Source organism: Bradyrhizobium sp. AZCC 1588, from assembly GCF_036924735.1.
Classification (GTDB): Bacteria; Pseudomonadota; Alphaproteobacteria; order Rhizobiales; family Xanthobacteraceae; genus Bradyrhizobium.
Genome location: NZ_JAZHSC010000001.1, coordinates 1,416,511 through 1,435,070 on the forward strand (window position 1 = coordinate 1,416,511; position 18,560 = coordinate 1,435,070).

Consider the following 18,560-nt stretch of genomic DNA (forward strand, 5'->3'; position numbering starts at 1 on the left):
ATAAAATGAATATCGTTCAGGGTTCCGTGTCGCCGCTTCCCGCCGAGCTGATCGCAAAATTCCGCGCCATCGTCGGCGAGAAATATGCGGTGACCGATGCTGCCGATATTGCGCCTTACGTCACCGAGGAACGCGACCTGTTCCACGGCCGCTCGCCGCTGGTGCTGCGGCCGGGCTCGACGGCAGAAGTGTCCGCGATCTGCAAACTCGCCAGCGAACACCAAATCGCGCTGGTGCCGCAGGGCGGTAACACCGGGCTGGTCGGCGGGCAGACCCCGCATCATGGCGAGGTCGTCGTCTCGCTGCGGCGGCTCGACAAAATTCGCGAGATTGATCCCGCCTCGAACACCATGACGTGCGAGGCCGGCGTGGTGCTGCAGATCGCGCAAGCTCGCGCGGCCGAAGTCGATCGCCTGTTCCCATTGTCGCTCGGCGCCGAGGGTAGCTGCACCATCGGCGGCAATCTCTCCACCAATGCCGGCGGCACGGCGGCGCTGGCGTACGGCGTGGCGCGCGAGATGGCGCTCGGGCTCGAAGTCGTGCTGGCGGATGGCCGGATCCTGAACGGATTGTCCAAACTGAAAAAGGACAACACCGGCTACGATTTGCGCAACCTCTTCATCGGCGCCGAGGGCACGCTCGGCATCATCACCGCGGCGACGTTAAAATTGTTTCCGAAGCCGCACGCGGTGGAGACCGCCCATGTCGGCCTTCAATCGCCGGCGCAGGCGCTAAAACTGTTGTCGATCGCGCAGAATGAGGCCGCCGGCAGCCTGACCAGCTTCGAATTGCTGGCCGATATCGCCGTCGATTTCAGCCTGCGTCACGGCATCGACATCCGCGATCCGCTCTCGACCAAGCATCCCTGGTACGTTCTGATGGAATTGTCGTCCTCGCGCGACGACGCGCGTGACGCGCTGGAAGCGATCCTCGCCAAGGGCATGGAGGAAGGCATCGTCGATGATGCCGTGATCGCGGCGAATCTCTCGCATCGCGCCGCGTTCTGGAAACTGCGCGACGAAATGTCGGCCGCGCAGAAGCCGGAAGGCGGCTCGATCAAGCACGACATCTCGGTGCCGGTCGCGGCCGTGCCCGCCTTCATCGAGGAGGCCAATGCGGCAGTGGTGAAGCTCATCCCGGGCTCGCGGCCTGTGCCGTTCGGCCATCTCGGCGACGGAAACATCCATTACAACGTCAGCCAGCCGATCGGCGGCAATACCGCCGATTTCATGTCGCGCTGGCATGAGGTCAACGAGGTGGTGTTCGAAATCGTATTGCGGATGGGTGGATCGATTTCCGCCGAGCACGGCATCGGCGTGCTCAAGCGCGACGAACTGCCCGACGTCAAGGACAAGGTCGCGATCGAACTGATGCGCGGCATCAAGGCAATGCTCGACCCGCTCGGCATCATGAATCCGGGCAAGGTGCTGTGACCGTATCAGCGACGAAGCCCGTGCCTGCGCTCGCCATCGCCGAGATCGTGGATGCCGATGTCGCGGCCGTGATCGCGCTGTGGCAGGCCAGCGGCCTGACGCGGCCCTGGAACGATCCCGCCGCCGACATCGCGCTCGCTCGCCGTGGACCGCACTCCACGGTGCTGATCGGCCGCGACGGTGACGCGATCGTGGCGACCGCGATGGTCGGCCATGACGGGCATCGCGGCTGGGTCTATTACGTCGCCACCGATCCCGATCGCCGCGCGCAAGGTTATGGCCGCGCCATCATGAACGCGGCCGAGGACTGGCTGCGCGCGGCCGGCATTCCGAAACTGCAATTGCTGGTGCGGCCGGAAAATTCTGATGTCGCCGCCTTCTACCAGTCGATCGGATTCGGCGAGCAAAAGATGCTGTTTTTCGCCAAGTGGCTCGACGGCCGCGAGCCGCCGCGGTGAGCTGAAGGATTGCCATGAGCCTCGCAGATCGTGTCCGCGTCAAGAACGTCACCGTGCTCTCCGACCGGCACTATCGGTTGGAGGAAGTCGAGTTCGACTATCGCCGCGGCGACGGCGAATGGCAGACGATGAAGCGGGAGGTTTTCGACCGCGGTCACGCCGCCACGCTGTTGGCGTACAATGTCGCAAGCCGCACCGTCGTGCTGACGCGACAGTTCCGCCTGCCGCCCTATCGTGCCGGGCACGACGATCTCATGATCGAGGCCGCCGCCGGCATGCTCGACGACGAGACTCCCGAGAATCGGATTCGTGCGGAGGCGGAGGAGGAAATCGGCTATCGGTTGCACGATGTGCGCAAGGTGTTCGAGGCCTTCATGAGCCCGGGCTCGGTCACCGAGAAGCTGCACTTTTTCGTCGCCGAATACGAAGCTGCGATGCGGGTCGGCGACGGCGGTGGATTGGCCAACGAAGGCGAGGACATCGAGGTGCTGGAGTTGCCGATCGATTCCGCGCTGGCCATGATTTCGGATGGCCGCATTGCGGATGCCAAGACCATCATGCTGCTGCAATACGCGGCGCTGCATATTTTTCGCTGACCTGTAGGGAGGGCAAAGCGCAGCGTGCCCACCATTGCGAGCAGAATTTCGTGGTGGAAATGGTGGGCACGCTTCGCTCTGCCCACCCTACCAGAGACGACGAGATTGTATCCGCCTCAAAACAACGAGCCCTGCCCGTCATCCTCTGATGCCGCCGTCGCCTTGCGCGGCGCGGCGCGCTTCGCAGGCTTCGGCTCCTCCGCCGCACGCTGCTCGTCCGTGATCGGCAGCAGCAATTGCGCGTCGTCATTGACCACGCGATTGACGCGCGTGGAAATCTCGTGCCAGGCGAACTCGCCCTCAACAGGCCCGCGCAGCAGCGGCATGACATCCTCTGCATCGTGGATGCGGCCATCGAGCCAGCGCTCGAATTCGTCAGGCGCGATCGTCACGGGCACGCGGTGATGCAGCGTGGCGAGATCGCGGCTGGCGGGTGCGGTGACGATGGCGACGCCGTCGGTCTCCTCGCCGTTCGGCCCCATCCAGGTCTCCGCGAGCGCAGCAAAGCCAACGAGACGGCCGTCGCGGCGATGGATGAAGAACGGCCGCTTGCGGCCGCCGGCGTCCTGCCATTCGTAGTAGCCGTCCGCCGGGATCAGGCAGCGCCGCCGCTTGATGGCGTTTTTGAACGCGGGCTTGTCAAGCACCGTCTCGGAGCGCGCGTTGATCAGGAGCGTAAATTTACGGGGATCTTTCACCCAAGCCGGCACCAGGCCCCAGCGCATCAGCCGGAAATGGCGGCCGCCATTTTCCAGAATCACCACCGGAACAGGTTGAGTCGGCGCGATATTATACCGCGGCGGGAAATTGGGCTGCTCGATATAGCCGAAGATTTGCCGAAGCGCCTCCGGCGGCGAGGTGATGACGAAGCGTCCGCACATTATCTGACCAACATAGGCTTCCGTTTAATGGGTGTTAACCCCAGATGTTAACAGTGGGATGGATGACCTCCATGGCCGCCACAGAAGTGCGATCCGATCCGCCGATGCCGCCACCGACAGGCCGCATAGATGAAGCTCGCGCGGAGCAATTGCGCGCCGCCAATATCAATCCCCGCACTGGGCTCGCCACCGACTACCTGAATCATTTCAACGAAGCCATCATGCTGCTCGAAATGGTTCCGGACATGCCGGAATGCGCGGAGGATTTTCTCACCTGGACGCCGCTGTCCTACGCCGAGCATTTCTGGGCCTCCAACTTCAAGGCCCGCGACCTCGCGATCGAGGCCTATGAATGCGCCGACCCCAAGGTCCGTGCCGATTTCGACAAGCTCACGGCGACCATGACCTCGATCCTGACCGCGGTAGGCAAGGCGATGCGCGAGGCCCAGCAGGACAAAACCCGCGCCACGCTGGCCGAGCAGGCCACCGCCTGGGTCAAGCCGCTGGTGGCGCTGGCCGGCGGCGTCATCAACGGCAATGCCGACACCGACTTCGAAGGGGCGATGTCGAACTAGCCGCCTCGTCCCCGGCCCACCACATTCGACCTGCGCGGCCCGATCGGGCATGATCGTGTGCGCAGCGAGTTCCCTGCTTACCGGATCACCCCTTGACCTCTCCCATTCAGCCGGACCGCCCCCAACTCGCCGTCAGCGGCGCGATCTTCCGTGACGGCAAGGTCCTGTTGGTCCGCCGCGCCCGCACGCCGGGCAAGGGCTTTTACTCGCTCCCCGGCGGCCGGGTCGAATTCGGCGAATCCCTGCATACCGCGCTCCACCGCGAGGTGGACGAGGAAACGGGCTTGCGAATCCAGATTCTGGGCCTGGCCGGCTGGCGCGAGGTGCTGCCGGGGGCCTCTGGCGGCGGGCACTACGTGATCATGTCATTCGCGGCGCGCTGGACGGCCCGCGAGCCAGTCCTGAACGACGAGCACGACGATTTCAAATGGCTGGCGCCGGATGCGCTTGGCAATCTCAAGGTCACCGGCGGCCTTCTGGAGGTTATCGAGGCCGCCCGGAAGCTGGTCTAGGCGGTCCCTACTGGCGCCTCACGCCTTGCCTCGGGCGTATTGAGGGGGCATATCGGCCCTCAAATGCTCAAGCACGCCCTCGCCGCCCTCATCCTCATTTCGGCATGCCATGTGGCCCCCGCACGCGCCCAGGACGCGGCTGCGCCGTTTGATGGCGAACTGCAGCGGCTGGCCGAGATTCTCGGCACCCTGCATTACCTCCGAGGCATTTGCGGCGCCAATGAAGGAGCGAAATGGCGCAATGAGATGCAGGCGCTGATCGATGCCGAAACCCCCTCCGGGGACCGCCGCGCCCGCATGATCGCCGGCTTCAACCGCGGCTATAATGGCTTTCAGCAGACCTACCGGACCTGCACGCCGGCAGCCTCGGTCGCGATCCGCAGATATATCGAGGAAGGCTCCAAAATCTCGCGCGACCTCACCGCGCGCTACGCGAACTAAGGCCATGGACACGATCTATTTCGACCTCGACGGAACGCTGACAGACCCCAAGCCCGGCATCACCCGATCGATCCAGTATGCGCTGCAAAGGCTCGATCATCCCACCATCCCGACCGAGGACGAACTGACCTGGTGCATCGGCCCGCCGCTGCGCTCAAGCTTTGTCAAGTTGCTCGGCGATCACTCCGCGGACCGCGCGGTGACGCTCTATCGCGAGCGATTTTCCGACATCGGCCTCTACGAAAACGGCGTGTACGACGGCATCGACGAGGTGCTGACGGCACTCCGCGCGTCCGGCCACCGGCTGTTCGTCGCTACCAGCAAGGCGCACGTGTTCGCCGAGCGCATCATCGACCATTTCGGCTTGCGCAAGCACTTCGAGCGCGTGTTCGGCGCCGAGCTCGACGGCACCCGCGCGGACAAGTCGCATTTGCTGCAATACGCGCTGAAGGAAGTTGCCGTCGATCCGTCCAAAACCCTGATGATCGGCGACCGCAGCCACGACATGGTCGGCGCAAAAAACAACGGTATGAAGGGCATCGGCGTGTTGTACGGCTACGGCAGCCGGGCCGAGCTGATCGAGGCCGGCGCGCACCATGTCTGCGCTACGCCCGGAGCGATTCTCGGCTGCATTTCCTGACGTTGGGAACCTCGTGGAACCCTCGCTCGAAATATCGGCAGTGCCGTTAACCTTTCCTAAAGATGTGGCCTAGGCGGGCCCGCAGCGCGTGATACAGCTTGTCGAGTTAGGATGCGATCCGCCCTGGTTCGCGCGCAGATTTCGTTGAGCTTCATGAGCCGCCCAGTCTCCTTCTCGACCACCCACGACCCGCTTCCGGATCTCGAACAGAAGCAGACTGCCCTTAGCTACCTGAGCGAGGCCTGGGCCGAAGCGCGGCACGATGGCGTCGACGGCGACTGCCTGGCGCAAGCGAGCCTGTTCACGGCGCTCGCCGAACTGGTCTCGACCTATGGCGAGGACGCGGTCGCGAAATTCGCCGAAGGTCTTTCGGCCCGCGTGCGCAACGGCGAGTTTTCGCTGACGCTGGCGAAGCAGTGATCTTGCACAAATGTCATCGCCCGGCTTGACCGGGCGACCCAGTACGCCGCGGCTTCTCGATTCAATCACTGCCTTCTCTGGAATACTGGATCACCCGCTTTCGCGGGTGACGACAGTTGTGGTCGGCGATGCTGTGCCTTACGCCTTCAATGTCTCCAGAAATCGCACCGGCTCGCCGGTGGACGGTGTCGTTACTTCGCCCTGCCACATCACGCGCCTGCCGCGCACGAAGGTGCCGACCGGCCAGCCGGTGACGCGGACGCCGTCATAGGGCGTCCAGCCGGCGCGCGAGGCCACCCACTTGTTGGTGATGGTCTCAGAGCGCTTGAGATCGACGATGGTGAAGTCGGCGTCGTAGCCCGCCGCAATGCGGCCTTTGCAGGCGATGTTGTACAGCCGCGCAGGACCTGCGCTGGTGAGATCGACAAAACGCTGTAGCGACAGCCGGCCTGCGTTGACGTGATCGAGCATCAAGGGCACCAGCGTCTGCACGCCGGTCATGCCGGAGGGCGAAGCGGGATAGGTCTTCCCCTTTTCCTCCAGCGTATGTGGCGCGTGGTCGGAGCCGAGCACGTCGATGATACCCTGCTCGATGCCATACCAGATGCCCTCGCGGTGATCGGCCGAGCGTACCGGCGGGTTCATCTGTGCAAGGGTGCCGAGCCGCTCGTAGCATTCCGGCGCGGCCATGGTGAGATGATGTGGCGTCGCCTCGCAGGATGCGACGTCCTTATGGTCGCGCAGATAGTCGATTTCCTGCTTGGTCGAGATGTGCAGCACGTGGATGCGCTTGCCGGTCTCGCGCGCAAGATTGACCAGCCGCTGGGTCGCCATCAGCGCTGCAGTCTCGTCGCGCCATACCGGATGCGAGCGCGGGTCGCCCTCGATGCGGAGCGACTTGCGGTCATTGAGGCGATATTCGTCCTCGGCGTGAAAGGCGGCGCGGCGGCGGATTACCTGGAAGATACGCCGCAGGCTTTCGTCGTCCTCGACCAACAACGCGCCGGTGGAGGAGCCGATGAACACCTTTACGCCGGCACAACCCGGCGCGCGTTCCAGCTCCGGCAGATGGTTCACGTTCTCGCGGGTGCCGCCGATGAAGAAGGCAAAGTCGCAATGCATGCGATGACGGCCGGCGTTGATCTTGGCGGCGAACGTCTCCTCGGTGACCGTGAGCGGATTGGTGTTCGGCATCTCGAACACCGCGGTAACGCCGCCCATTACGGCGCTGCGCGAGCCGGTCTCGAGGTCCTCCTTGTGCGTCAGCCCCGGCTCGCGGAAATGCACCTGCGTGTCCATCACGCCGGGCAGGATGTGCAGGCCCTTGCAGTCGATCGTCTCGCCGGCGGAGGCCTGTCCGAGCCCCCCGATCGCAGCGATCCGGCCATTGGAGATGCCGATGTCGCAGATGCCCTCACCGTCCTGATTGACCACGGTGCCGGATTTTAGAATGGTATCAAATCGCTGATTCATCGCTGCTTCATGGTCCTCTGGCGCTCGCTTTAAGGCCTTGTTGACAGCACCTTAGCGCCTTACGTTCTCATGTGATATCCGGCTCCTGCGTTTTCCCAGGAACTTGAAAGCTCACTGCAAACCGCACTGCAAAAGAGGCCGTTTTACCTAATGAAAGCAGCATTTCTTCCGGACCGGGGCGTGGTCAAGGTCAGTGGCGAGGATGCCCGCAACTTCCTCAACGGCCTCGTCACCACAGATGTCACGCCGCTGCAGCCCGGTCTTGGCCGGTTCGGCGCGCTGCTGACGCCGCAGGGAAAGATCACGACGGACTTCCTTATCACCGAAGCCCCTGCAGGTCACGGCGGCGACTTCCTGATCGATGCGCCCCGCGTGCTGGCGCAGAACCTCGCCGACAAGCTCGGCTTCTACAAGCTGCGCGCCAAGGTCGCGGTGGAGAACATCTCCGACAGCATGGGCGTGCTGGCGGCCTGGGACGGCGAGCCCGCGGTGAAGCCCGATCTGGCCTTTGCCGATCCGCGGCATGAAGCTCTCGGCTGGCGCATTCTTGTCCCTGAAGATCTCAAGCAAAAGGTGGCCGAGCTGATCGGCGCCGACCTCGTGGACAGCGAGGACTACGAGGCGCATCGCATCGCCTTGGGCGTGCCGCGCGGCGGGCTCGACTTCATGTACAGCGACGCATTCCCGCACGAGACCAACATGGACCGCCTGCACGGCGTCGATTTCGACAAGGGCTGCTATGTCGGCCAGGAAGTGGTGTCGCGCATGCAGCATCGCGGCACCGCGCGCACGCGGATCGTGCGCGTTACCCTCGAAGACTTTTCGCCGGAAACCGGCGTCGCCGTTCTCGGTGGCGACAAGCAGGTCGGCACCATGGGATCGACCGCCGGCGGCCACGGCCTCGCGCTGGTCCGGATCGACCGCGTTGCGGATGCGCTCGATGCAGGACTTTCGTTGACCGCCGGCGGCCTTGCGATCCGGCTGACCGATCCGAACGACGTTCGCGTCCCACCGAAGCAGACCGTCGCATGAGCAAATCTGCGCGCCTGCACACTGACGGCAAGACACGGTGCCCGTGGCCCGGCGAAGACCCGTTCTACATGGCCTATCACGACACAGAATGGGGTGTGCCTGAATATGACGACCGGGCGCTGTACGAAAAACTGATCCTCGACGGTTTTCAGGCCGGGCTGTCGTGGATCACGATTTTGCGCAAACGCGAAAACTTCCGCAAAGCGTTCGACGATTTCCAGCCGGAAAAGATCGCGCGCTACAATGCCAAGAAGATCCACGCGCTGATGAACGACGCCGGCATCGTGCGCAACCGCGCAAAAATCGAAGGCGCGGTCAACAGCGCCAAGGCCTATCTGAAGATCATGGAAGAAGGCGCGGGCTTCTCCAAATTCCTGTGGGACTTCGTCGACGGCAAGCCCATCGTCAACCAGTTCAAGACCACGGCCAGCGTACCGGCCTCGACGCCGGTATCGGTCAAGATCTCAAAGGAACTCGGCGCGCGCGGCTTCAAATTCGTCGGCCCGACCATCGTCTATGCCTTCATGCAGGCTACCGGCATGGTCAACGACCATCTCGTCACGTGCTTCTGCCACGAGGCCTGCACCGGCAAGCTGCGCAAGCCCCGCCTCAAGGCCAAATGACGGCGCGAAGATCGTCCAGCCTCGCCACGCGCGCCTGGCAGCGGATGCTGTCGGGGCGACGGCTCGATCTGCTCGATCCATCCCCGCTCGATATCGAAATCGCCGACATTGCCCATGGCCTGGCGCGCGTGGCGCGCTGGAACGGGCAGACCAGCGGCGCGCACATCTTCTCGGTGGCGCAGCACACGCTATTGGTCGAAGCCGTGATGCGCGAGCAGATGCCGCGCGTCGACGCCCGCTTCCGCCTCGCGGCGATGCTGCACGACGCACCAGAATATGTCATCGGCGACATGATCTCACCGTTCAAGGCAGTGCTCGGCGGCGACTACAAGGTGGTGGAGAAGCGCCTGCTGGCGGCGATCCATATTCGCTTCGGCCTGCCGCCAAGTCTCGCCGATGAAATCACGAGGGCCATCAAGGCGGCGGACCGCGGCGCGGCCTATCTCGAAGCCACCCATCTGGCGGGATTTTCGGTAAGTGAAGCGAAGCGCCTGTTCGGCAGGGACCCCGGCCTCCCCGAGGCCACGGTGCGGGACTATCTGACGCCGTGGACCGCGGCCCGGGCCGAAAAGCAGTTTTTGGCGCGATTCGAGCTGCTATCGTCAACGTAGGGTGGGCGAAGGCGCGCTTGCGCCGTGCCCACCATCCGACAAAAATGGTGGGCACGCTTCGCTTTGCCCACCCTACAGGCAGCAGCTATAATCGCGGCAACCAAGGATACCAGGGAACGCCATGCTTCACGTCTGTTCGCTTGCCGCACTTCCCGACACCGTCAGGGCGACCGGCGCCAGCCACATTCTCACCGTGATGGCCAATGTCGATCAGGTGCAGCGCCCGGCCTCGGTGCTCGAGGCCAACCATCTGAAAATCTCGATGGACGACATTATCGAGGAGATGGACGGCTTTGTCGCGCCGGCGGATCATCATATCGAAAGAGTGCTGAATTTCGTCCGAGGCTGGGACCGCAGCGCGCCGATGGTGGTGCATTGCTATGCCGGCATCAGCCGCTCGACGGCGAGTGCTTTTGCCGCCGCCTGCGCGCTCAATCCGCATCGCGCCGAGATCGAGATCGCCCGGCAGATTCGCGCCCGCTCCCCGATCGCGGCGCCGAACCGGTTGATCGTCAGCCTCGCCGACAGGGCGCTGGGCCGTGAGGGGCGCATGCTGCGCGCGCTGGACGAAATGGGTCCGGGCAGCATGATGGTCGAAGGCCGGCCCTTCCGACTAGATCTGGAATGACGCGGCGTTCCCCGGATGCTGCGCATGCGGCGTGGTGCGCTGCTGATCCGGGGTCCAATGCACTGCGACGTCGGGTCCCGGCTCAGCGGAGCAGCGTTTGCACGCTGCACCGCGTCCGGGACACGGATGCGCCAAATGAACTCCGGATCGGCGTGAACTTTTAGCGGACAAAAGCACACACAGGATTGCAACCGGGCTGCGGACGTGGCCGGTTAACGCTCTGATGCGCCCGCCCGGAGGCCCGATGTTCGACGACCCCTTCGTTTTCTTTTCGCTTGCGATCGCGATCGTCGCCCTGATCTTGGCGCGGAAGGCAATGAATGAGGTGGCGGAGTTGCGCCAGCGCCTGGAGGCGATGCAGGCCACGCCGGGGGCCGCTGCTGCAGCCGCGCCTCCGCCCCTGACACCATTTGAAGCCTTCGAGCAAAGTCTGCCGCCAGCTCCGAGCGGGGCCACACCGACGCCTCCGCCGATCGTTCCCGAGGCGGAATCCATCGCGTCCGCTGCCAGTCCTGAGGCGGCTGGGCAGGCCGCCGACGGGGCACCGCCGCCGCCTCCATTGCCGCCGGCCGATCGCGGTTTCGAGGAAACCGTCGGCACGCGCTGGGTGGTGTGGATCGGCGGCCTGACGCTGGCGCTCGGCGGATTCTTCATGGTGCGCTATTCGATCGAGGCAGGTTTGCTCGGCCCCGGCGTGCGCACCATCCTCGGCGGCCTGTTCGCTCTGGCCTTGCTGCTTGCGGGCGAATGGACGCGGCGCAAGGAAAGCATTTCCACGATCGACGCGCTGCCGATCGCCAATATCCCGGCCATCCTGACCGCCGCCGGAACGGCGGTGGCATTTGCCACGGTTTATGCAGCCTATGCGCTGTACGGCTTCCTGGTCCCGGCGACCGCGTTCATCCTGCTCGGTCTGGTAGCGCTGGGCACGCTGGCCGCGGCGCTGCTGCATGGCCCGGCGCTGGCCGGCCTCGGCGTGGTCGGCGCCTTTGTGACGCCGATCCTGGTCTCGTCCGACAAGCCGGACTTTTGGGCGCTCTACATCTATCTCGCAATCGTCACTGCGGCGGCCTTCGGTCTGGCACGCGTCAGGCTGTGGCGCTGGCTCGCGGTCACCACGATCGCGTTTGCCCTGCTATGGACATTCCCCTGCCTGCAATGCGGCCCGTCGATGGTCGGCCCGCATGCGTTCCACGTGCTCGCCGGATTCATTCTCGCCGCGCTACTTGTGGTGTGCGGCTTCATGTTCGGCCCGCCCGCGGACCAAGGCCAGGTTGAGCCGATCTCATCCGGCTCGCTTGCGGCCTATCTGCTCGGCGCGACCTTGATCGTGCTCAACAGTTTTCATGCCGACGCCGCGACGATCGTATTCGGGCTGCTGGTGGCCGGCAGCATCGTGGTTGCCTGGCGCAGCGATGCCGCCGCGGGTGCCGTCGGCGCCGCCGCCGCGTTGGTCTTCGTCGTGTTCGCCGAATGGGCCATTCGCGCCAATCCCGACATGCTGGTGCTGCCCGGCGGGCCGCTGCAAGGCATCGGGCCGACCGCCACGGAAGGATCAGTGTCGCTGCATCTGATCTCGGCCGCGATCTTCGCGGCGGGCTTTGGCGTGGCGGGATTTTTCGCGCAGGGCCGCTTCACGGGGCCGGTGATACCGGTGATCTGGTCGGCCGCAGCGGTGTTCACGCCGCTGGCGCTGCTGGTCGCACTCTACGCCCGCATTGCGCATCTCGACCGCTCGATTCCGTTTGCGATTGTCGCGGTAATGCTCGCCGCGGCCTATGCCGCTGCGACGGAGATACTCAGCAAGCGCGAGGATCGTCCGGGACTACAAGCCTCGATCGCACTGTTTGCGACCGGCACCCTCGCAGCGCTGGCGCTGGCGCTGACCTTTGCGCTGGAAAAAGGCTGGCTGACGATCGCCTTGGCGCTGATGTCAGCAGGCACCGCCTGGATATCCACGCAGCGGCCGATTCCGTTCCTGCGCACGCTCGCGGCCATCCTCGCCGGCATCGTCGTGCTGCGCATCGGTTACGAGCCGCGCATTGTCGGCGAGGCCGTCGGTACCACGCCGATCTTCAACTGGCTGTTGTGGGGCTACGGCATTCCGGCGGCATCGTTCTGGGCCGGCAGCATCTTCCTGCGCCGCGGCGGCGATGACGCGCCACTGCGCACGGTGGAAGCGGCGGCGATCCTGTTCACAGTTCTGCTGGCGTTCATGGAAATCCGCCATGCCGTCAACGATGGCGACGTCTACCATGCGAGCGCCGACCTCACCGAAGTCGCGCTGCAGGTCTGCGTTACGCTGGCAATGGCAATCGGACTGGAGCGGCTGCGCATCCGCACCGGCAGCGTCATTCACAATGCCGGCGCGATCCTGCTCACGGCGTTTGCCGGCCTCGCGACACTGTTCGGGCTGTTGCTGTTGGAAAACCCGATGCTGCGATGGATCGATGTCGGCGGCATTGTCATCAACCTTTTGCTGCTCGGCTACGCCCTGCCCGCGGTGCTCGCGCTGCTGTTGTCCTATGCCGTCGCGGGTCGGCGGCCGGTCGCCTATGCCAACACGATCGCGGCGGCAGCGCTCGTTCTCGCGCTTGCCTATGTGACGTTCGAGATCAGGCGAATCTATCACGGTCCGGCGATTGCGGCCGGCCCGACCAGCGGTGCCGAGCAATATACTTACTCGATCGCATATCTCGCCTTCGGCGTCGTCTTGCTCGGCATCGGCATTCTCTTCAACTCGCAGCGCGCGCGGCTGGCGTCCGCGGTGGTCATCGGACTGACCATCCTGAAAGCATTCCTGATCGACATGGAGGCACTGACCGGCGTCTATCGCGCGCTGTCCTTCATGTGCCTCGGGCTGGTGCTGGTGGCGATCGGGTGGCTGTACCAGCGGATCCTGTTCCGCAGGCAGGCGGCAGCCCCGGCCGCGCCCAGGGGAAGCTAGACGATGGTCCTCTAACCGATGGATTCGGCGACCAGACGAATCCTGAAAACCGGCTTTTTGGCTTCGTCCAAAAGCTCCATCTGCCATTCGGCGTTCTGTTTCAGGCTGCGCGAAAGGCTGCCAAGAAGGTTACCGCAGACCTTGGTCATCTCGGCCCAGGCGGCTTCACGGCTTTCGAATTCGGATCCCTGATCGGACGCGCCTGCGTAGCGACCGTGGCTGATCCGAAAAAAATACAGCGGCATGATTGATCTCATGTGTTGGGCCGCCTCCCGGCCTTCTCTGCCGGTCACTTGGAACGAGATTCGCTACCAGGACATGAATGCGCCAGCCCGTATGACTACGGGTTCCCGTTGGCTGACAATGTGGGATTAACGACCACACCGGCTCTCGAACCGGCAGCGCGGCCGGTCCATCGCAAGAGAGGGAGCCCAAGCAGTGTGATCGCCTCACTCGGTGATGGTGGGCAGCGGCCGCAGGTGCCGTTGCCGCGATCAATCGGTCGAGCGGCGCAGCTCCGGGGCACTCTCGGCCTTAGCGGGTTCGGGCTTCGCCTGCTCCGCCTTCGGCTCGGATTTCACCGGCTCGAGTTTGGCGCTCTCGACCGCAGGCGTCTCGACCCGCGCCGTTACTTCGGCCCGTGCATCGGCCGCCGCACGCGACGGGTCCTCCCGACGATGCAGCGAGCGCGGGCGCGCCACGGAGCGCGCCATCAGCATCTGCGAGGCGCCCTGATGGCGGAAATCGCAATAGGCAAAGCCCATGCCCGAGACCGAGCCGCGGAACGAGCGGTCATCACGCTTGTCGAGATTGAAGCACGGCTCGAACGGCAGCCCCTTGATCGAAGCGCAGACGGCCTGGCCGCGAATCTGCAGCGTATTGCCGGGCAGGCGCACATGACGGATCGGGCCCGAGCCGCTGAATTGGACAGAACCGGCTGCACCGAGATCGTCGAGGATGCGCCCAGCGCCGCGGGTGCCATCAAAGCAGGTAAAGGCGAAAACCTTGCCGCTCACGAACCTGCGCGCCTCGTCGGCATTCATCATCCCGGCCAGCGCAGGAACGATCATCGCACTGGCCGTGACGGCCCCCAGAACCAAACGCGCAAGCATGCAGCTACTCCAACTTAACAAGAGCGCGGGCGCCCGCCTTTACCCGCTGCTTACCATACCAACCACCATGGCAACATTGGAGCAGGTTGGTTGGTAAAGTCTGAACACCGTTAGAGGATTTTTACCACGATTCGACCGCGGACCTTCCCTGCGAGGATTTCGGCGCCCGCGCCGATCACCTGGTCCAAACCGATTTCGTGAGTAATATCAGCTAGTTTTGCCTTGTCCAAATCGCTGGCAAGGCGGTTCCAGGCAAGCTGGCGGCGGGGCAACGGACACATCACAGAATCGATGCCCAGAAGGCACACTCCACGTAAAATGAACGGCGCGACCGAGGACGGCAGGTCCATGCCCGCGGCAAGGCCGCAGGCCGCGATGGCGCCGCCATATTTCGTCATCGAGAGCAGGTTGGCGAGCGTGGTGGATCCGACGCTGTCGATGCCGCCGGCCCAGCGTTCCTTGGCCAGCGGCTTGACGGCCCCTGCAAGTTCGGCCCGGTCGATCACCTCGACCGCGCCGAGGCCTTTGAGATAGTCGGCTTCCGACATCCGCCCGGTGGATGCAATGACGTGATAGCCGAGCTTGGAGAGCACGGCGATCGCCACTGAACCGACGCCGCCGGCGGCGCCGGTCACCACGACCGGACCGCTTTTGGGCGACAGGCCATGGTTCTCCAGCGCCAACACCGACAGCATCGCGGTGTAGCCGGCGGTGCCGATCGCCATTGCCTCACGCGTCGACATTCCGTCAGGCAGCCGCACCAGCCAGTCGCCCTTGACGCGCGCCTTCTCGGCATAGGCTCCGAGGTGGGTCTCGCCCATGCCCCAGCCGTTGCAGACGACCTTGTCGCCGGCCTTCCAACCCGGATGCGAGGATTGTGCAACGGTACCCGCGAAATCGATGCCGGCGATCATTGGGAAACGCCGCACGACGGGAGCCTTGCCGGTGACGGCTAGACCATCCTTGTAGTTCAACGTCGACCACTCGACGGCGACGGTGACATCGCCTTCCATCAGCTCGGCTTCGTCGAACTGCGTCAGCGCGGCGGTGGTGCCTTTATCGGCCTTGTCGATCCTGATGGCCTTGAACGTACCCACGGCAAAACTCCCCGGACTTTTCTGTGTCGGGAGTGTTTACCGCATCAGGCGGGTTGTGCAACCGGGCGCGCGACCGGCTGCTCGACGATCGGCAGGTTGATCAGCGCCGACAGCACGCCGAACAGGATCGAGAGCCACCAGATCGGGGTGTAGGAGCCGAACTGCTCGAACACGATGCCGCCGAGCCAGACGCCGAGGAAACCGCCGACCTGATGGCTGACGAAGGCAAAGCCGTACAGTGTTGCGAACCACTTTGTGCCGAACATCAGCGCCACCAGCGCCGAGGTCGGCGGCACCGTCGAGAGCCAGGTCAGGCCGCTGATGGCGCCGAACGCAATAGCCGAGAAAGTGGTGATCGGAAACGAGATGAAGGCGATGATCGAGAGCGCCCGCGTGAAATAGATCAGCGACAGGATATAGCGCTTCGGAAAATAGTTCTGTATCCAACCGACGCTGAGCGAGCCGATGATGTTGAACAGGCCTATCGCCGCAATCACCCAGCCGCCGGTGGATGCGGGAATACCGCGATCGACGAGATAGGCCGGCAGATGTACGGTGATGAAGGCGAGCTGGAAGCCGCAAGTGAAGAAGCCGAGCACCAGCAGCACGTAGGAGCGATGACCGAACGCTTCCGCCAGCGCGGTCTTGAAGGATTGCTGCTCGGCGGGCGGCGCATCGGCCGTTGTTGCGGCCGGTGGCGTTGCCAGCGCCAGCGCCAGCGGCACGATAAGGAGCATCAATGCCGCAAATACAATGAGCGCTGCTTGCCAGCCGAACTGATCGATAACGGCCACGCCGAAGGGAGCGAACAGGAACTGGCCGAACGAACCAGCAGCCGTGCCGGCGCCGAGCGCGAAACCGCGCCGTTCCGGCGGCAACAGCTTGCTGAACGCTGACAGCACCAGGTTGAACGACGAGCCTGACAAGCCGAAGCCGATCAAGACACCGGCGCTAAGATTGAGCGACAGCGGCGTCGACGAATAGCGCATCAATAGAAGACCGGCGGCATAAAGAAGCGCGCCGATGACAATGACACGCAGGATGCCGAAGCGATCGGCGATGGCGCCCGCAATCGGCTGCCCCAGTCCCCACAGCAGGTTCTGCAGCGCCAGCGCGAGGCCGAACACGTCGCGGCCCCAGGCAAATTCAGCGCTCATCGGTTGAACGAAGAAGCCGAGGCTGGAGCGCGGTCCAAAACTCAACAGCGCAATGATGCAGCCGCAGATCATGATCACCAGTGGCGTGCGCCAGGTGCCAAGGCCGGAGGATGGTCGAAGGTCGGTCGTTACAGCCATTTGCTTCCCCCTGGACCAATCGGCGCCCGGGACGGCCCGGGCGAAACGTTACGGTGAGTTAATGCAGTTGCATGAAAACCCCAAGAGGGAGGGAGAGAAAAATTTTCCGCTGCAGGGCAGCTCTGCAAAATTGTCGAGGGCAATGAGTGCAATTGCAGGACTCTGCCGTCTCGGCCAAATGTCGTCCCTGCGGAACGCAGGGACGACGGCCGTTACCGCTTCGCGCTCGCCTGCTCGGCCGAGCTTTGCGCGGCTTCCGCGAGCTTGGCGGAGATCGCCGCGGTCTCGGCGGCGGTGCCCCAGCTCGGCGCGTCGCTGCCATTGCCCCAGGCGCGTGGCCGATAGAAGGTATGCACGCCGAATTTGTGCATTTTCTTCATTTCATTGACCCAGGACGGCCGCACCCAATAGGCGTGGTAGTGCGTCGACTTGTCGACTTCCGGCAGCCAGAGCTGGCCCTCGAGCATCGCCTTCGCGATCTTCTTCGCCCGCTCCCACATGTCGGGCTCGCGAATGACATCCTTGTTGTTATCGCAGGCGAAGGTGAACTGGCACGCCAGATGGCGATGCTTGTTCTGGTAGACCACACCGCACACGGTTTCGGGATATTTGCCGGAGAAGGCGCGGTTCAAAACCACCTGCGCCACCGCGATCTGGCCTCGCACCGCTTCGCCGCGGGCCTCGAAGTAGATCGCTTCAGCCAAGCACTTTTCCGACTTGGCGCGCGACTTCTCGTCGAACAGGCCGAGACGTTCGGCCGGCGTCTTGGCGCGCTGGTTGTCGGCGTTGACCTCGCCCTTCGGCGCGACGCTCTCGCCCATCTCACCGGCGCGCACCGGACCATCGGCATCGACCGGCAGCGAGGCCATCACCTTCATGTCGGGATCCGGATGCGCTGGTGGCATGACAATGACAGGCTCTTCGCCGGGCTGCCAGCGTTCGATGCTTTCGGGCGAGCCGAGCGAGGAGCCAAAGAACAGGCTCGAGGTCTTGAAGGAGAAACCATCGCGCGGTGGCGTAGCCGCTTGCGGCGCGACCTTGAGATCGTCCTGCGGCTTGCTCTCAAGCGACAGCGACATATCCAGTGGCGGCGCGTTCAGCGCGGCCTGCAGCTCGGGATCGAGCGGTGCACGCTCGACAGGCGGCGGCGTCTCGGCGGTCTTGGCGCCCTTGACCGATGCATTTGATGTCGCGGGATCCTCGATCGCCGGCGCTCGATCGGCAGGGCCTGTGGTCTCCACTGCCGGCGACGGCGGCGCGATGATAAGGCGGTCGCCCTTCAATGTGCGGTCGACCTTGGGGAAATCGGCGGCGTGATAGCGCGGCGGTGGAGCGACCAGCGGATTGCGCGTCACCGAACCCATGATGTCGATGCCCTGAGTGTCGAGGCTTGCGAGACGGTAAGTCGCCGTCTGCGGCGACGCCGTTCCGATCGGGCGGCCGAAGGAGAACGTCGCGACCTGGATGCCGGCGGTGGAGAATACGCGCTTTTGCCAGCGCTCGGCGACGCCCGGCTGGCGCGCCAGCAGCGAGGCGATGTCCTGATATCCTATCTCGGTCGGCATCAATGCGAAGATGCAGAGACCGAGACCGAAGGACGCGAACCGCGCGCCCTTCGGCTGGTTACGCAACACAAACATTGTACGCTCACGCAACGCTTACACGATCGAATGTCAGTACATCCGTGCAATTCGACCTTTTTTGTTGGTATCGAATTTAGGTTGCCGGGGAGTTAATCGGCGTGGCGTGCGTGCTACACGCAAGACATCGCGCGAATTTCGCGGAT

At 64.0% G+C, this 18,560-nt stretch carries 20 protein-coding genes; 13 read left to right on the forward strand and 7 right to left on the reverse strand.

Annotated elements, in window-relative coordinates:
• The first annotated feature begins 5 nt into the window (after window positions 1–5).
• Genes V1277_RS06560 through V1277_RS06570 form a run of 3 tightly spaced genes read left to right on the forward strand, consistent with a single transcriptional unit; the run spans window position 6 to window position 2,487 of the window.
• Window positions 6–1,433: an FAD-binding oxidoreductase gene (locus V1277_RS06560; protein WP_334415498.1), complete on the forward strand. Its 1,428-nt coding sequence runs from the start codon at window positions 6–8 to the stop codon at window positions 1,431–1,433.
• Between the two features lie 20 nt (window positions 1,434–1,453).
• Window positions 1,454–1,891, forward strand: a complete 438-nt coding sequence (locus V1277_RS06565; protein WP_334420298.1) for a GNAT family acetyltransferase — start codon at window positions 1,454–1,456, stop codon at window positions 1,889–1,891.
• A gap of 14 nt (window positions 1,892–1,905) precedes the next feature.
• Entirely contained in the window at window positions 1,906–2,487 is a 582-nt protein-coding gene (locus V1277_RS06570; RefSeq protein ID WP_334415499.1) for an NUDIX domain-containing protein, read from the forward strand.
• A 116-nt stretch (window positions 2,488–2,603) separates the two neighbouring features.
• Here the strand turns inward: V1277_RS06570 and V1277_RS06575 are convergent, their stop codons facing one another.
• Complete coding sequence (locus V1277_RS06575) at window positions 2,604–3,368, reverse strand: SOS response-associated peptidase (RefSeq protein WP_334415500.1); 765 nt, start codon at window positions 3,366–3,368, stop codon at window positions 2,604–2,606.
• A gap of 62 nt (window positions 3,369–3,430) precedes the next feature.
• Here V1277_RS06575 and V1277_RS06580 point away from each other — a divergent pair, with 62 nt between their 5' ends.
• The 5 genes from V1277_RS06580 to V1277_RS06600 all read left to right on the forward strand — a co-directional run bounded on the left by V1277_RS06580 (window position 3,431) and on the right by V1277_RS06600 (window position 5,956).
• The gene (locus V1277_RS06580; RefSeq protein ID WP_442894451.1) at window positions 3,431–3,943 is read left to right on the forward strand and encodes a hypothetical protein; all 513 of its coding nucleotides are present in this window, start codon (window positions 3,431–3,433) and stop codon (window positions 3,941–3,943) included.
• Window positions 3,944–4,035: 92 nt separating this feature from the next.
• A complete protein-coding gene (locus tag V1277_RS06585; RefSeq protein ID WP_334415501.1) occupies window positions 4,036–4,455 on the forward strand; it encodes an NUDIX hydrolase in 420 nt (139 codons plus the stop codon).
• A 63-nt stretch (window positions 4,456–4,518) separates the two neighbouring features.
• Complete coding sequence (locus V1277_RS06590) at window positions 4,519–4,896, forward strand: TIGR02301 family protein (RefSeq protein ID WP_334415502.1); 378 nt, start codon at window positions 4,519–4,521, stop codon at window positions 4,894–4,896.
• A 4-nt stretch (window positions 4,897–4,900) separates the two neighbouring features.
• Window positions 4,901–5,536 carry an HAD family hydrolase gene (locus tag V1277_RS06595; RefSeq protein WP_334415503.1) on the forward strand — a complete coding sequence of 212 codons (636 nt, stop codon included), beginning with the start codon at window positions 4,901–4,903 and terminating at the stop codon, window positions 5,534–5,536.
• 153 nt (window positions 5,537–5,689) lie between these two features.
• Window positions 5,690–5,956 (forward strand): hypothetical protein, encoded by a 267-nt coding sequence (locus tag V1277_RS06600; RefSeq protein WP_065744658.1) that lies wholly within the window; start codon window positions 5,690–5,692, stop codon window positions 5,954–5,956.
• Between the two features lie 138 nt (window positions 5,957–6,094).
• Here V1277_RS06600 and V1277_RS06605 read toward each other — a convergent pair whose 3' ends face one another.
• Window positions 6,095–7,429, reverse strand: a complete 1,335-nt coding sequence (locus V1277_RS06605) for a dihydroorotase (RefSeq protein ID WP_334415504.1) — start codon at window positions 7,427–7,429, stop codon at window positions 6,095–6,097.
• Window positions 7,430–7,579: 150 nt separating this feature from the next.
• On the opposite strand from V1277_RS06605, the gene ygfZ reads away from it, so the two are divergent.
• From ygfZ to V1277_RS06630, 5 genes are all read left to right on the forward strand, one after another.
• On the forward strand, window positions 7,580–8,461 hold the full coding sequence (gene ygfZ, locus V1277_RS06610; protein ID WP_334415505.1) for a CAF17-like 4Fe-4S cluster assembly/insertion protein YgfZ: 882 nt from the start codon (window positions 7,580–7,582) through the stop codon (window positions 8,459–8,461).
• Window positions 8,458–9,084 carry a DNA-3-methyladenine glycosylase I gene (locus tag V1277_RS06615; protein WP_334415506.1) on the forward strand — a complete coding sequence of 209 codons (627 nt, stop codon included), beginning with the start codon at window positions 8,458–8,460 and terminating at the stop codon, window positions 9,082–9,084. Before ygfZ ends, V1277_RS06615 begins: the two co-directional genes overlap by 4 nt.
• Complete coding sequence (locus tag V1277_RS06620) at window positions 9,081–9,695, forward strand: HD family hydrolase (protein ID WP_334415507.1); 615 nt, start codon at window positions 9,081–9,083, stop codon at window positions 9,693–9,695. The genes V1277_RS06615 and V1277_RS06620 overlap by 4 nt, the downstream gene beginning before the upstream one ends.
• 121 nt (window positions 9,696–9,816) lie before the next feature.
• Complete coding sequence (locus V1277_RS06625; protein WP_334415508.1) at window positions 9,817–10,323, forward strand: tyrosine phosphatase family protein; 507 nt, start codon at window positions 9,817–9,819, stop codon at window positions 10,321–10,323.
• Between the two features lie 244 nt (window positions 10,324–10,567).
• A complete protein-coding gene (locus V1277_RS06630) occupies window positions 10,568–13,270 on the forward strand; it encodes a DUF2339 domain-containing protein (RefSeq protein WP_334415509.1) in 2,703 nt (900 codons plus the stop codon).
• An 11-nt stretch (window positions 13,271–13,281) separates the two neighbouring features.
• On the opposite strand, the gene V1277_RS06635 is transcribed toward V1277_RS06630, so the two are convergent.
• The 5 genes from V1277_RS06635 to V1277_RS06655 form a co-directional block, all read right to left on the reverse strand.
• Window positions 13,282–13,515: a DUF6894 family protein gene (locus V1277_RS06635; RefSeq protein WP_334377060.1), complete on the reverse strand. Its 234-nt coding sequence runs from the start codon at window positions 13,513–13,515 to the stop codon at window positions 13,282–13,284.
• A 249-nt stretch (window positions 13,516–13,764) separates the two neighbouring features.
• Complete coding sequence (locus V1277_RS06640; protein WP_334415510.1) at window positions 13,765–14,382, reverse strand: hypothetical protein; 618 nt, start codon at window positions 14,380–14,382, stop codon at window positions 13,765–13,767.
• A gap of 110 nt (window positions 14,383–14,492) precedes the next feature.
• Window positions 14,493–15,479 (reverse strand): acrylyl-CoA reductase (NADPH), encoded by a 987-nt coding sequence (gene acuI, locus V1277_RS06645; protein WP_334415511.1) that lies wholly within the window; start codon window positions 15,477–15,479, stop codon window positions 14,493–14,495.
• A 44-nt stretch (window positions 15,480–15,523) separates the two neighbouring features.
• The gene (locus tag V1277_RS06650; protein ID WP_334415512.1) at window positions 15,524–16,774 is read right to left on the reverse strand and encodes an MFS transporter; all 1,251 of its coding nucleotides are present in this window, start codon (window positions 16,772–16,774) and stop codon (window positions 15,524–15,526) included.
• Window positions 16,775–16,986: 212 nt separating this feature from the next.
• Window positions 16,987–18,414: a cell wall hydrolase gene (locus tag V1277_RS06655; protein WP_334415513.1), complete on the reverse strand. Its 1,428-nt coding sequence runs from the start codon at window positions 18,412–18,414 to the stop codon at window positions 16,987–16,989.
• Between the last annotated feature and the right edge of the window lie 146 nt (window positions 18,415–18,560).